Source organism: Pantoea sp. Morm (assembly GCF_016643525.1).
Lineage (GTDB): Bacteria > Pseudomonadota > Gammaproteobacteria > Enterobacterales > Enterobacteriaceae > Pantoea > Pantoea dispersa.
Window position 1 is genome coordinate 12,834 of the sequence record NZ_VOQX01000046.1, and the last position, 14,143, is coordinate 26,976.

Below are 14,143 nucleotides of genomic sequence, written 5' to 3' on the forward strand. Positions count from 1 at the left end.
GCATTTGCCCGCCGGTGTCATGGTTTGTTCACGCCGCACCGCCATTAACTGGCGGTGCGCCAGATGTCGCTCATCGCCAGCTCAAGTTTTTTAAACAGCCGGTAGCGGGTGTCAGGGAACGCGAAGCGCGCTGCGCGAGGCTGCAGCGCCTCCGGCGCAAGGGTAACCGCCTGCTGCACGGCGGCAGCCAGATTCGGCCACTGACCCACGCCCACGCCCGCACACAGGGCCGCGCCCAGCGCCCCGGTTTCGTGGCAGGTTGCGACGCGAATCGGCATCCCCAGCACATCGGCAAACATTTGCGGCCAGACACTACTGCGCGTCGCGCCGCCGGAGAGCGTGGCCTGGTTGACCGTAATGCCTGCCGCGCGCAGCCGGTCAATGTGCGCCCGGTGGGCAAAGGTTACGCCTTCAAACAGGGCAAACAGCATGTCAGCGCGCGTATGCCAGCCGCCGAGGCCGTAAAAGCCGGCTTTGGCGGGTTCGGCTTTCCGCCCTGAATAGAGGTAAGGGTGATACAGCGGCAGCTGCGCGTCAGGCCTGACCTGTGCCACGCTGTCGCTGCTGCGCGCCGCGCCCTGGCCGGCGCGGCCATCATCAAATTCACGCAGGAACCAGTCAAGATTGGCGGCAGAAGTGGCGCTGGCCTCGATCGCCATGTAGCGGTCGCGTTCGATGATCGAATTCATAAACACCGGGCGCAGATAGTCAGGTTTGTCGACCACCACCTGATTGATGCTCCAGGTACCGGCGACAATGGAGGCCTCACCGCAATTCACTACGCCCGAGCCGACCGCGCTGGCAACCACGTCAAACATGCCGGCCACCACCGGGATGCCGGCCGGTAAACCGGTCAGCTGTGCCGCCCGGGCCGAGACCACGCCGGTGAACTCGCAGGATTCACGCAGCGGTGGCAGCAGGGCGAGCGCCTCTTCGATGCCGTACAGCGCCAGCAATTCGCCACTGTAGCCGCGCTGGCGGTAATCAATCAGCCCGGCACCGGCGGCATCCGAATAGTCCGCGCTGACGTTGCCGCACAGAAAATGGGCGATGACATCTTTGGCACACAGCAGATGGCCGATCTGCGCCCAGCGTTCCGGCTGATGCTGACGTATCCAGCTGATCAGCACCGGCGTGGCGGCGGGCCACGGTTTTTGTAATGACAGCGCGTAAATCTGCTGCGCCGCACCGCTGGATTCCAGCGCCTGCACCGTGGCGCGGGCGCGATGATCAATCGACTGGATGCCAAACAGTGGGCGCTGCTGACGATCCAGCGCATACAACCCGTTGCCGTGACCGGCGGCCCCGACGGCAATCACTTCGCTGCCACGCGTGCCGGCTTGCTGCAGGCAGCGACTCACCGCGTTGCTGACGCCGCGCCAGATATCTTCAACTGGCCGTTCAGCATAGCCTTCCTGCGGCTGATGCGTTTCGCCGGCGCACTCCGCTACCGACAGCACGCGGCCGCTCAGGTCAAACAGTACCGCTTTGATCATGGTGTTTCCGGCATCGATGCCGAGAATCTGGCTCATATCCGACTCCGTTTCAGGCGAAGACGGCGCACCGCTTAAGCGCCGGTGCAGGTCACGCTTAACCCTGCTGGTAGATGTCCAGCGCATCCGCGCCGCTGACACCCTGATGAATAATCGCCATCAGCGCGCTGACCACGCGTGACGGATTATCATGTTGATAAACGTTGCGTCCATACACCATGCCGCTGGCACCCTGCGCCATCAGCGCGGCGCTTTTCGCCAGCACCGCGCCCAGTTCCCCTTTACCGCCGCCGCGCACCAGCGTCGGACAGCGCGCCGCCTCCACCACACGATGGAAATCCTCTGTGTTATCCGTGGGGTCGGCTTTAATGATGTCGGCGCCCAGCTCCCGCGCCAGCCGCACCAGCGGCACGATTTGTCTGACGTCACCGAGCGAGCCGTACGCCGCGCCCTGGCCGGCGGGGGCCATCACCAGCGGCTCCACCATCAGCGGCATGGCATAGCGATCGCAGGCCTGGCGCAGGCGGCCAATGTTCTCCACGCACATGCGAAAAATGCCCGGTTCATCCGGGATCTGATAGAGATTGACCACCACCGCGGCGGCATCCATCTGCAGCGCGGCAAGAATCGGTGCCTCCGGATTGTGCAGCACCGCCCACATCTCGCGGTGGCGCGCCGCGTTATAGGCATTGCCGACGTCGGTGCGCATCACCAGCGCCGGTTTGCGTCCGGCAACGCGCTGCAGCAGATCGGCCTGACCATAATTGACCTGGATCGCATCCGGCTGTGCGGCAATCAGGTTGCGCATCACGCTTTCAATATCTTCTAGCCCCAGCAGAAAATCGGGCTCGTTGGCGATGCCGTGGTCGATCGCCACATCCAGGCACTTGCCGTGGTGAAATAACCGGTTGAGGCGAACTTTAGGGGTGAGTGACATCCTGAATTTCCTCCTGTGAAAACGCGGATGCGAGCGCGTGCAGCCCATGGCGCTGCGCCAGGCTGATTGCGGTGTGCTGCAGATGTTCAGCGCGCTGGCTGTCCTGCCAGCCGAGCGAGTCGGCCAGCAGCTGCGAAATTTCCTGCATGAGCGGCGGCGTTAATTCACCGCAGATAGCCAGCGACGTGCGGCGCACCAGCACATCTTCCAGCTGGCACACCTGTTCATGCTCAATCAGATAGCGCAGTTCGGTGGCGCTGTAACCGGCATGATGCTGCAGCGGCTGTTCGCCGTGCTGCTGAATCTGCTGCAGCAGCGGCAGGGCCCGGCTGCCGTAGCGTTTCGCCAGTTGCGTCACGCGCGCCAGCGGAATGTCATATTGCTGCGCCAGCGCACTGAGCCAGGCGGGCTGGGCGGACGGCGCCGGAAAATCCCGGCCGCCGCCAATCGGCAGGTCGCTGCTGGAGACGCGACGCTTTTCTCCCAGCAGGCGCAACACGCGGTCGGCGGCCTCTTCCCCGAAGCGGCGGAAGGTGGTCCATTTACCGCCGACCAGACATAGCGTGCTCCAGGCGCGCGCGTGGTCAGGCGGCAGCAGCACCAGCGAATGGTTACGTGAAATCTGGCCATTCACTTTGGCCTCGCTGGCCGGCAGCGGGCGCACGCCGCAGAAGGTGTAAACCACTGCGGATGCTGGCACCACAATGTCAGGAAATACAAAGCGCAGCGACTCAAGAATGTAAGCCTGCTCTTCGGCTTCGCACACCACGCTATCGGGGTCATCAACGCGGATATCGGTGGAGCCCACCAGCACTTTGCCGAACCAGGGAAACATAATGCACACCCGGCCTTCCTGATTTTCGAAATAGACCATTTCACCGTCCAGCATCTGTAACAGCTGGGGATGATCGAGGATCAGATGCGACCCTTTGGTGCCGCCTATCAGTCTGGTCGGTGGTGAATGCACGGCCAGCTGCTGATTCAGCTGGTCGATCCACGCGCCGCCGGCATTCACCAGCACGTGCGGCTGCAGGCTAAAGCGCTCACCGCTCAGCGTATCTTCCAGCAGCACCGTCTCGTCGCTGGCGCTGACCACCCGCAGATAATTGAGCGCCAGCGCCTCCGGGCAGGCGCGTTCCGCATCTTCAATCAGCTCAAACCCGAGTCGCTCCGGCGCGCTGATCCACGCATCGTAGTAGCTGGCGCTGTATTTCACCCAGGGCGCGAAGCCAGGCCAGCGATCGCGCGTGGCGGCTTCGTTACGCAGCTGGTGGCGCGGCATAGCGCCGTACTGTCGCGTGTAGAGGTCGTACAGGCTCAGACCGGTTTTGATCAGCAGCGCGCCGCGCCGGGTGGGCTTATCACTCAGGCGCAGGAAACGTCGCGTGGCGTTAACCAGTCCACCGCCGAGATTATCGATCGGTACGGTGGTGCGCAGCGGAAACACATAGTGCGCGGCGTTTTTCAGCAGGCGATCGCGCTCCATCACCGACTCCTTCACCAGGCCAAACTCGCCGGTCTCCAGATAGCGCAGGCCGCCGTGGATCATGCGCGACAGCGCGCCGCTGGCCGCCTGGCACCAGTCACCTTTCTCCACCAGCACCGCAGGAATGCCCTGTAATGCCAGCTCACGAAAAGTACTGATGCCGTTGATGCCGCCGCCGACGATCAGCACCGGCAGCGAACTGCGCGCGCGCAGGCGGCTAAGCCGTTGTTCGCGGGTCAAAACCTGTTCCATTCTCAGCTCCTTGCGATGAACGCTTACTTGTCAAAGGTATAGGAGCGGGCGCAGCAAACGGCAAATCAGGTCATACAGGATGTGATTTTGTTCACTACCAATGAGAATTGTCGGGAAGCCTGGCAGGGGTAACGATATACTGCCGGTCAGACATCATGGTTAACCTGCAGGAAAAGGAATTTTCATGTTTTCATGGGCCCGATTAAGCGCACTTGCGCTGCTGGTCAGCGGCAGTGCGCTGGCAACGACATCACCAGACAGCATCATCAAACCGCTGATGCAGCAGTATCAGATCCCCGGTATGGCGGTGGCGATTCTGCACGACGGCAAAACCGAATTTTATAACTACGGCGTGGCATCGAAAGAGAGCGGACAGCCGATCAACGAGCAGACGCTGTTTGAAATCGGTTCGCTGAGTAAAACGTTTACCGCCACCTTAGCCAGCTATGCGGCGCAGCAGAACAAACTGAATTTCAGCGACGCGGCCAGCCAGTGGCTGCCGGAACTGAAAGGCAGCGCTTTTGATCGGGTCTCGGTGCTGAATCTGGCGACGCACACCAGCGGCACGCCGCTGTTCGTACCGGATGACGTGACCAATACCCGCGAGCTGATGCGCTGGTACAAACAGTGGCAGCCAGAGGCCCAGCCGGGCACGGTGCGCGTTTATTCCAACCTCGGTATCGGTATGCTCGGCATGATTGCGGCTAAAAGTCTGCATCAGCCGTTCATCAGCGCGATGGAAAAGCAGCTGCTGCCGGCGATGGGCATGACGCACAGCTATGTGCAGGTGCCTGCATCACAGATGGGGCGCTACGCCCAGGGTTATAACAAGCAGGATCGCCCGGTGCGGGTCACGCCAGGCCCGCTGGATGCGGAATCCTATGGCCTGAAATCCACCTCTGCCGATCTGATTCGCTGGCTGACCATTCAGCTGCAGCAACAGCCGGTCGCGCCCGCATGGCAACAGGCGGTGGCCGCGACGCATCAGGGCTATTACCACACCGAGGCCGCTTTTACTCAGGCGATGATGTGGGAATATTACCCGCTGCCGGTGACCACGCAGCAGCTGGTGGATGGCAACAGCGGCGCGCGCATCATGAAGGGCATGAAAGCCACGCGGATTACGCCGCCGCAGGCTGCGCCGCAGCAGGCGTGGTACAACAAAACCGGCTCCACCAACGGATTCGCCACCTACGCGGTCTTTATTCCGTCGCAGCGGGTTGCGCTGATTATGCTGGCAAATAAGTGGTTCCCGAATGACGATCGGGTGGTGGCTGCGGAAAAAATCATCAGCAACATCGGGAAGGGCGAATGATCACCATCAGAGCGCTGCGCGCAGAAGACTTTATGCCGTGGCTGGCGCTGTGGCAGGGCTATCAGCGCTTTTATCAGACCACCATTGACGATAACACCACCGGCGAGAGCTTTCGCCGCTTGCTGTCCCGCGCGGAACCCATGCACTGTCTGGTGGCCGAGCAGGACGGCGCGATGGTCGGGCTGGTGCATTTTCTTACCCATCGCTCAACCTGGACTCAGGGCGACTACTGCTATTTGCAGGACCTCTACGTCAGCGAAGCCGCGCGCGGTCTGGGTGCCGGCAAGGCGCTGATTCTGGCGGTCTATGAACAGGCGGAGAAGCTCGGCTGTTCGCGCGTTTACTGGCTGACGCAGGCGTCTAATAGCCACGCGCGGGCGCTGTACGATCGGCTGGCGCAACAAACCGACTTTGTGCAGTACCGTCATTTATTCGATCAGCCGTAATTTTCCCGGGCTGCCATGGAGGGCGGCCCCCGCGTGCCTGATCAAGGCGCGCTTGCGTTATTCATCCCACCGTTTCGCTCCATGATCCCTTTCAAACGAAAATCCCTCAGATAAATAACTGTGACCATGCTCGCTATTTTTTGCCTGCGTGCTGTCTTTTTGTTCGCACGATGTTATGAATGAATATGTAATGTGTTTCGAATGAAACTTAAGCGTAAACAGACGGAGTGCGAGATGAACACCACTTTTACCTCAGAACAACAACCCGACGATTTTAAACAGCATGTGCGCCTGATGAAGCAGGTGCTCAGAGCACAGATTGGCGATGTCGAAGGCCTGTTTGAGCAGGTCAGAAGTAAGATTGTCAGTGAAATCGCGGCCGCGCGCGCCGAAGAGAAGCAGCACGGAACGGCGTGGCCGCAGGTCAGCTTCGCGGATCTGGCCGCCGGTCGCATCAGCGAACAGACCAAAGATCATATCCGCCGCCGCGGCTGCGTGGTGGTGAAGCAAACCTTCAGCCGCGAGCAGGCGCTGGCGTGGGATGCTGACATGCTCAACTACCTCGACGACAATGATTTTGACCGCGTCTATCAGGGGCCGGGTGACAACTTCTTTGGCAATCTCGATGCCTCGCGGCCGGAGATCTATCCCATTTACTGGAGCGATGCGCAGATGTCTGCACGCCAGAGCGAGGCCATGGCGCAAACCCAGGCGTTCCTCAATCGCCTGTGGAAATTCGAATCCGCCGGTACGCGCTGGTTTGATCCGGACGTGAGCATCATCTATCCGGATCGCATCCGGCGCCGGCTGCCGGGTACCACCTCAAAAGGGCTGGGCGCGCACACCGATTCCGGCGCGCTGGAGCGCTGGCTGTTGCCGGCCTATCAGCAGGTGTTTAGCAAGATCTTTTCTAACCAGTTCGATCAGTACGATCCGTGGGATGCGGCGCACCGCACGGCCGTGCAGGAGTATCAGTCTGGCACCACCACCAAATGTTCGGTGTTCCGCACTTTCCAGGGCTGGACCGCACTCTCTGATATGCAGCCCGGTCAGGGACTGCTGCACGTGGTGCCGGTGCCGGAAGCCATGGCTTATCTGCTGCTGCGTCCGTTACTGAAAGATGTGCCGGAAGAGGAGCTGTGCGGCGTGGCGCCGGGCAAAGTGCTGCCGGTATCAGAGCGCTGGCATCCGGAATTAATCGCCGGCCTGTGTTCGATCCCGGCGCTGCAGGCGGGCGATTCGGTGTGGTGGCACTGCGATGTGATTCATGCGGTGGCACCGGTAGAAAATCAGCAGGGCTGGGGCAACGTGATGTACATTCCTGCCGCGCCGATGTGCGATAAAAACGCCGACTATGCGCAGCAGGTGGCGCAGGCGCTGGCGACCGGTGTCTCGCCGGGCGATTTCCCCAAAGAGGATTACGAAGCCAGCTGGCGCGGCCGTTTTACGCCGCAGGATCTGAATGAAAACGGCCGGCGCAGTCTGGGATTAGCGTGATTTCTGCTAAGCTGGGCAAAAACTTTTTTACAGCAGGCTCTATGAACGCACGTCATCAGCACATTATTCAACTGGTCAGCGAGCGCGGCAGCGTCAGCGTCAATGAACTGGCGCAAACCACCGGCGTTTCGGAGGTGACGGTGCGTCAGGATTTGAACCTGCTGGAGAAGGGCGGCTTTCTGCGCCGCGTGCACGGTTCCGCCGTGGCACCGGAAAGTGATGACGTAGGCGCGCGCATGCAAACCCGCTTTGCGGTGAAAAAACGCCTGGCGGAGTACGCCGCCGGGCTGGTTAACCCCGGCGAAACGGTGTTTATTGAAGGCGGCAGCACCAATGCGCTGCTGGCGCGAGAGCTCAGCCATCGGCAGGACATCACCATCATCACCGTCAGCCATTACATCGCCGGACTGCTGCGTGAGCAGGGCGGCGATGTGATTATCCTCGGCGGGCTGTTTCAGAAAAGCAGTGAGTCAGTGGTCGGGCCGTTAACGCGGCTGTGCATTCAGCATCTCAACTTCCATAAAGCGTTTATTGGCATTGACGGCTGGGATGAGGCGACCGGTTTCACCAGCCGCGACATGCTGCGCTGCGATGTGGTGAACGCCATCATGGAAAAACCGACGCACACCGTCGCGCTCACCGACTCCTCCAAATTTGGTCAGATTCATCCCTATGCGCTGGCGCCGCTACAGCCGTTTAAGCAGGTGATCACCGACGCGGAACTCGCCGCAGGCTGGCAGCAGCAGCTGCGCGCGCAGTCGCTGCAGCTCAGTCTGGTTTAACCTTTATTGCGTTCAATCTCTCCCTCAGGCTTAGCGTTATCAGCCATTGATTGCATCGACGCACTATTCATGTAATAAATAAAGTTACATGATGACAACCGATCGGGACAATGATGACGCAAAATACCAACGATATCTTCAACGAAGAGTTTGCGCGGCAGTACGACGCGTATAACGGCAAACATCAGCCAATCGCCGATAATCTGCATCTGCTGATTTCACTGGTGCTGGACAACGCGCCGCCGCAGGCGCGGGTGCTGTGTGTGGGCGTCGGGACCGGCAGCGAAATTATCCGGCTGGCGCAGCAGCACCCGGAATGGCAGTTTACCGGTGTCGATCCCTCACCGGACATGCTGGCGGTCTGCACAGAAAAACTCACCGCCGCCGGGATACGGGCGCGCTGCCAGCTGCATCAGGGCTACCTTAACGACGTGCCGGTTACCGCCGATTACGATGTGGTGCTTTGCCTGCTGGTGACGCATTTTATCCAGCATCCGCAGCGGGCGGGTATTTATCAGCAGATGCAGCAGCAGCTCAAACCGGGCGGACGCTTAGTGACGGCAGAAATTGTCGGCGATGTGCAGGATACCGGCTTTGATGAACAACTGCTGTTCTGGAAAACCATGCATGAGAGCGCCAGCGGCAGGGCGCAAAATCTGGATGAGATGAAGCAGATGCTGACGCAGCGGCTGCTGTTACTGCCTGCTGCCCAGACCGAAGCGCTGATGGCGCAGGCCGGGTTCACGCCGCCGCAGCGCTTCTTTCAGTCGCTGCTGATACATGGCTGGACGGCGCGCAAGCGCTAAACCGCTTAATAAGGTTGAGTGAGCTGACGATTCAATAAGATAGCAGCGCCTGCGCCGTCAGCTCGTCGGTGATCAAACCGGTGACGAGTCCGCTGGCCAGCACCGCGCGGATCGCCGCCACTTTACTCGGTCCGCCGGTCAGCGCCACGATCTCTGCGCGCTGCGCCAGATCCAGCGGTACCGACAGCGTGCGTGCCGTCAGCGAGTTGTGAATCATCTGCCCGTCGGCGGCAAAAAAGTGCCCCAGCAGTTCGCCCACCGCGCCGGCTTCCGACAGGGCGCGGATCTCGGCTGCATCGATCATTCCGGCTTCCACCAGCTGGGCGGCTGGTTCCACGGTGCCAATGCCTACCAGCTTCACTTCACTGTGCGCGGCCATGCTAAACACTTCGCTGACGCCACGCTGCGCCAGCAGCACATCGCGATCCTCTTCGGTGTTGGCAAAAAACGGTACCGGCATCATGTAGGCCTGCGCACCGGTTTTTTCGGCGATGCGATGCATCACGTCATGCGGATTGAGCGCGTAGTTGCGCGTCAGGCAGCCGAGCAGGGAGACAAAGCGCAGGTGCGGCGCGTCGATACGTGCCAGCTGGTGAATTGCTGCCGACAGCGTCCGGCCGTGGCCGAGACCCAGCGTGATCGCCGGCGTGGAGGCCAGCAGATTACGTAAATAGTCGGCACCGGCCATGCCCAGCGCGCGCACTGGCAGGCCTTCTTCACCGAGATCGGGTGCCACCTGACAAAAGTTCAGGCCGTAGCGGCTGCGCAACTGCTCTTCCAGCGTCACGCAGGCGACAATCGCGCCGTCGATGGTGACTTTCACCGCGCCTTCGGCCACCATGCGCGCAATCAGCCGATGGGTTTTCACCGACGGCAGGCCGAGCCGTTTGGCCACTTCAGCCTGCGTCAGGCCGCCAACATAGTGCAGCCAGGCCGCCCGCAGGGCCAGAGAGTCATCGCGTTCAGCGGAAGTCGGTGCGGATTTCATCGGGTTGTCCCTGTCTGGTTGAGGGGTGCTGCGAGCTGACGAAAGCCCTCAGCACGGCATGCTCACGCGAGATGCAAATCCTGCACCCCGGTATCAATATGGTCGGCCCAGAACGCCACGCTTTCGGCAATCTCCGCCACCACATTGCTGTCGGTGGGTTCGCGCTCTTTGAAGCTTAGTTCGAGGCAAATCTCGTTATCCTGCGCGCCGCCGCGCGCCAGCGCCTCGAGCAGCGGCTGCGGCTGAATGCGACCGCCGGCATTGTACTGCAATGTAAAGGGCCTGTGCCCGCCTTTATCCATCATGCTCTGCTTTATATGGATGATGGGCGAAACGCGCGGCACCGCTTCAGCCCACGCGTAAGGATCGTAGTCACGCGGATCGTCAGAGGTGACATCGCCATGATCGATATCCGCCATCATCCACATCGGCAGGGCAAACTGTGCCGCGCTCAGCCGCTGTTGCAGCGCCATACAGGCGGGAATGGTTTCGCCAAATTCGCGTCCGACGCTCATCGGTTCCCAGAACAGGTAACGCAGACCGGCCGCTTTGGCGTGTTCCGCCACTTCCGCCCAGCAGTCAATGGCGATGGCAATCAGCGCTTCACGCCGCGCCACATCGTTAAAATCCCGCTGGGTGAAGATGGCAAACTGCGAGCCCACCGCGACGCCGCCCAGTTCCGCGGTGATGTCGGCAAAGGTTTTAAACCAGTCAATGTAGTAGCGACGTACCGCCGCATCCGGATGACCAAAATGGTTGAGGCGGCCATACGGGCCGGTCATGCCGGAGGTGACGCGCACGCCGGTGTCACGCAGCGCCTGCTGCATGCGGCGCGTCATGTGGGTGAGGGTGGCAGCAGGCCAGCCGGGATTGATAAACTCATGTGTTAGCTGCAGATCGCGGATGCGGATCTGCTGAGCCACGGTGTGAATTAAATCGCCGGGATCGGCGAAGCGGTTCACCAGCGGATTGGTATTCAGCGAAAGCGTTAGTGGCATGCGGCACCTCTCAGCCAGCGTGGGCGCGCAGCGGCGCGGCAGGGTGGAAAGTCTGTTCGAACCACTGGCTGAACGCGGTGCGCTGTGCAGTGCTCAGGTGCAGCTGATGTTTGGTGCGACGCCAGAGAATGTCTTCCGGCTGCTGCGCCCATTCGTACTGCACCAGATAACGTACCTCGGCCTCGTACAGCTGGCCGCCAAAATGCTCACCGAGATCGCTCAGCGAACTGGCGGTGCCCAGCAGCGTGCTCATACGCGCACCGTACAGTCGCGCATAGTGCTTGCGCAGCGGCTGCGGCAGCCACGGCCAGCGCGTTTTGATCTCCTCCAGGAAGCTGTCAAAATCGGCATGGGCGATCTCGCCGCCCGGCAGCGTGGCGCTGCGCGTCCAGTCCGCGCCCATGTTGGGGAAAAACGGCGCCAGCTGTTGCAGCGCATGCTCGGCCAGCTTGCGGAACGTGGTAATTTTGCCGCCGAACACGTGCAGCAGCGGCGCATCCTGTTGATTATCCAGGTCGAATACATAATCCCGCGTTACCGCCGAGGGATTACCTTTGCCGTCGTCAAACAGCGGCCGTACGCCGGAGAAGCGGGTAATCACATCGCTGGCGCGCAGCTTAACCTTGAAGTAGCGATTCACCACGTCGATCAGGTACTGCTGCTCGCTATCATCCGCACTGACATCTTCCGCTTTGCCCTGCCAGGGAATGTCGGTGGTGCCGATTAACGCTTTATCACCCTCATAGGGATTGATAAAAATCACCCGCTTGTCGGTGTTTTGCACCAGATAGGCCTGCTGGCCCTCCCAGAATTTTGGCACGATGAGGTGCGAGCCTTTCACCAGCCGCACGCTGCGCTGGCTTTGCGTATGGCTAACCTGATTGACGATATCCAGCACCCACGGCCCGGCGGCATTCACCAGCGCGCGGGCGAACACGGTGCGCTGCGCGCCGCTGGCCTGATCCTGCAGGGTAATCTGCCATTTGCCCGGCAGACGCTGCGCTGCCACGCAGCGGGTGCGCGGCAGAATGGTGGCGCCGCGCTCGGCGGCATCCAGCGCATTGAGCGTCACCAGCCGGGCATCGTCCACCCAGCAATCGGAGTACTCAAAGCCTTTCTGATGGCTGTCCAGCAGCGGCGCGCCCTCAGGATCGCGCGTCAGATCGAGCACGCGCGTGCCCGGCAGTTTTTTGCGTCCGCCGAGGTGGTCATACAGAAACAGCCCCAGCCGCACCAGCCACGCCGGACGATCGGACGGGCTGTGCGGCAGCACAAAGCGCATCGGCCAAATGATGTGCGGCGCCGCGTTCAGCAGCACCTCGCGTTCAATCAGCGCCTCGCGCACCAGGCGGAATTCGTAGTACTCCAGATAGCGCAGGCCGCCGTGCACCAGTTTACCGGAGCGCGAGGAGGTGCCTGCGGCAAGATCGTCTTTTTCACACATCATCACCGACAGCCCGCGCCCGGCGGCATCGCGCGCGATACCGGCACCGTTAATGCCACCGCCGATCACAAACAGATCCAACGTGTTGTCACTCATGCGTTACTCCTTAAAACTGTTTAATGCCTGCCAGGCGGCAGGAAGATCGCGGCGGATCTGCTGATACTGAGGGAACAGCTGCTGGTAGCGCTGCATCAGCGCAGGCGACGGCGCTTCGGCGTCGTCCAGCAGCGGGCGCACCCAGCGTTCAACGCACTGCGCCATGTCCGGATACGCGCCAATCGCCACCGCCGCCATCATGGCCGCTCCCGCTGCGCCGGCTTCCTCGCGCTGGCTGATGCGCACCGGCGCGCCGATGCAGGCGGCAAGAATCTGCCTGAGCGGCTGCGATCGCACCGCACCGCCGGTAAGGCGAATTTCTCCCGGCAGCGTGGCGCCCATCGCCTGATAACAGTCGCGAGCTGCCATGCCGATGCCTTCAATCACGCCGCGCACCAGGTCGCCAAAGTTGTGCTGGTAGTTGAGGCCGGTGAAACTGGCGCGCGCGTCGGCGTTGACGAACGGTCCGCGTTCACCGGCCAGCGAAATGTAAGGATGGAACAGCAGGGTGCCCGGCTGCGCGTCGTTGAGCCAGCGATCGATCTGCTGCACCAGCCGCGCATGATCGGTTTCACAGCCAAAGCTGCTCAGCAGATCGCTGGCCACGTTCAGCAGCCAGTCGAGATTGAGCGTGGAAGCCATGTTGGTTTGCACCTGAGTGACATAACCTGGCCACGGCAGCGGGATCACGTAGCCGGTTTGCGCCGGGTTGAGCCATACCTCGTCAATAGTGACGCTGCGCAGATGCACGCCGGTTGAGCCGACAATCGAACAGGCGGTATTGGCTTCACCGGTGTGCACCCCGGCACCGAGTGCGGTCATCGCCATATCGACATAGCCGAGGCATACCGGCGTGCCAGCCAGCAGGCCGGTTTGCCGCGCGGCGTCAGCGGTGAGGCCATGGGTGATTTGCGTGCCGTCGATGATCTCCGGCAGCAGGTGGCGCCGGTGGTTAAGCCCCAGCGCGTCAATCACCGTATCGTCATAGCGCTGGTGGCGATAGTTGCCAAAGGTAAAGCTGGCTTCAGATGGGTCGGTGGCGCGCACACCGGTCAGATTGAGATAGAGCCAGTCCTTACAGTGCAATGCCACTTCGGCGCGCGCCAGCAGTTCGGGATAGTGCTGGTCCATGTGCGCCAGCTGCGCGCCCTGCTGGCAGGTGTTAAGACCGGTGCCGGTGGCCTGAAAGCGTGCGGCGGCCAGCGGCTGCTGATTAAGTTTTTCCACCGTGGCGGCGGCGCGGGCATCCAGCCAGATCCACGCATCGTCCACCGGCTGATTATCAGCACCGACCAGCCAGCTGCCGTCGCCCTGGGCGGTCACCGCCACGGCCACCACGCGCGCCGCCAGATTCTCCACCCGATCGCCGAGCTTGTGAATCGCACTGACCGCATCCTGCCAGGTTTGCGTCATTGACTGCTGGGCGGCACCGCCTGCGCTGCGGTAATAGCGATTGCGCGCCGACGCGCACGCCAGCTGGTTACCTTCCAGATCAAACGCCACCGCTTTAACCACCGAGGTGCCGGAATCCAGACCCAGAATGATATCGCCACTCTCCACATACACCTCCGTTCGCTGCTCCCGGTGCGGGAACCCCTGTTTG

Annotated in this window: 12 protein-coding genes; 5 read left to right on the top strand and 7 right to left on the bottom strand. The window is 61.4% G+C overall.

The window, feature by feature from the left end; genetic code table 11:
- Positions 1-44: 44 nt before the first annotated feature.
- Genes FT726_RS16290 through FT726_RS16300 form a run of 3 tightly spaced genes read right to left on the bottom strand, consistent with a single transcriptional unit; the run spans position 45 to position 4,168 of the window.
- Positions 45-1,532, bottom strand: coding sequence for an FGGY-family carbohydrate kinase (locus tag FT726_RS16290; RefSeq protein ID WP_346303074.1), 1,488 nt, complete (start codon positions 1,530-1,532; stop codon positions 45-47).
- Between the two features lie 58 nt (positions 1,533-1,590).
- Positions 1,591-2,430: a class I fructose-bisphosphate aldolase gene (locus FT726_RS16295; protein WP_215480308.1), complete on the bottom strand. Its 840-nt coding sequence runs from the start codon at positions 2,428-2,430 to the stop codon at positions 1,591-1,593.
- A complete protein-coding gene (locus FT726_RS16300) occupies positions 2,414-4,168 on the bottom strand; it encodes a glycerol-3-phosphate dehydrogenase/oxidase (protein ID WP_346303075.1) in 1,755 nt (584 codons plus the stop codon). Before FT726_RS16300 ends, FT726_RS16295 begins: the two co-directional genes overlap by 17 nt.
- 184 nt (positions 4,169-4,352) lie before the next feature.
- On the opposite strand from FT726_RS16300, the gene ampC reads away from it, so the two are divergent.
- The 5 genes from ampC (at position 4,353) to FT726_RS16325 (ending at position 9,014) form a co-directional block, all read left to right on the top strand.
- Positions 4,353-5,483 carry a class C beta-lactamase gene (gene ampC, locus FT726_RS16305; RefSeq protein WP_346303076.1) on the top strand — a complete coding sequence of 377 codons (1,131 nt, stop codon included), beginning with the start codon at positions 4,353-4,355 and terminating at the stop codon, positions 5,481-5,483.
- Positions 5,480-5,929 carry a GNAT family N-acetyltransferase gene (locus FT726_RS16310; protein WP_021506057.1) on the top strand — a complete coding sequence of 150 codons (450 nt, stop codon included), beginning with the start codon at positions 5,480-5,482 and terminating at the stop codon, positions 5,927-5,929. The genes ampC and FT726_RS16310 overlap by 4 nt, the downstream gene beginning before the upstream one ends.
- A 234-nt stretch (positions 5,930-6,163) precedes the next feature.
- Positions 6,164-7,426 carry a DUF1479 domain-containing protein gene (locus tag FT726_RS16315; RefSeq protein ID WP_346303077.1) on the top strand — a complete coding sequence of 421 codons (1,263 nt, stop codon included), beginning with the start codon at positions 6,164-6,166 and terminating at the stop codon, positions 7,424-7,426.
- Between the two features lie 41 nt (positions 7,427-7,467).
- Positions 7,468-8,208: a DNA-binding transcriptional regulator YciT gene (locus tag FT726_RS16320; protein ID WP_058769793.1), complete on the top strand. Its 741-nt coding sequence runs from the start codon at positions 7,468-7,470 to the stop codon at positions 8,206-8,208.
- Between the two features lie 110 nt (positions 8,209-8,318).
- Positions 8,319-9,014 carry a class I SAM-dependent methyltransferase gene (locus FT726_RS16325; protein ID WP_236569483.1) on the top strand — a complete coding sequence of 232 codons (696 nt, stop codon included), beginning with the start codon at positions 8,319-8,321 and terminating at the stop codon, positions 9,012-9,014.
- A gap of 31 nt (positions 9,015-9,045) precedes the next feature.
- Here the strand turns inward: FT726_RS16325 and FT726_RS16330 are convergent, their stop codons facing one another.
- From FT726_RS16330 to FT726_RS16345, 4 genes are all read right to left on the bottom strand, one after another.
- Positions 9,046-10,002, bottom strand: a complete 957-nt coding sequence (locus FT726_RS16330) for a sugar-binding transcriptional regulator (RefSeq protein ID WP_058780571.1) — start codon at positions 10,000-10,002, stop codon at positions 9,046-9,048.
- A gap of 62 nt (positions 10,003-10,064) precedes the next feature.
- Positions 10,065-11,000 carry a TIM barrel protein gene (locus FT726_RS16335; RefSeq protein ID WP_346303078.1) on the bottom strand — a complete coding sequence of 312 codons (936 nt, stop codon included), beginning with the start codon at positions 10,998-11,000 and terminating at the stop codon, positions 10,065-10,067.
- A 10-nt stretch (positions 11,001-11,010) separates the two neighbouring features.
- Positions 11,011-12,540 carry a glycerol-3-phosphate dehydrogenase gene (locus tag FT726_RS16340; protein WP_346303079.1) on the bottom strand — a complete coding sequence of 510 codons (1,530 nt, stop codon included), beginning with the start codon at positions 12,538-12,540 and terminating at the stop codon, positions 11,011-11,013.
- Positions 12,541-12,543: 3 nt separating this feature from the next.
- Positions 12,544-14,100, bottom strand: coding sequence for an FGGY-family carbohydrate kinase (locus tag FT726_RS16345; RefSeq protein WP_058758548.1), 1,557 nt, complete (start codon positions 14,098-14,100; stop codon positions 12,544-12,546).
- Between the last annotated feature and the right edge of the window lie 43 nt (positions 14,101-14,143).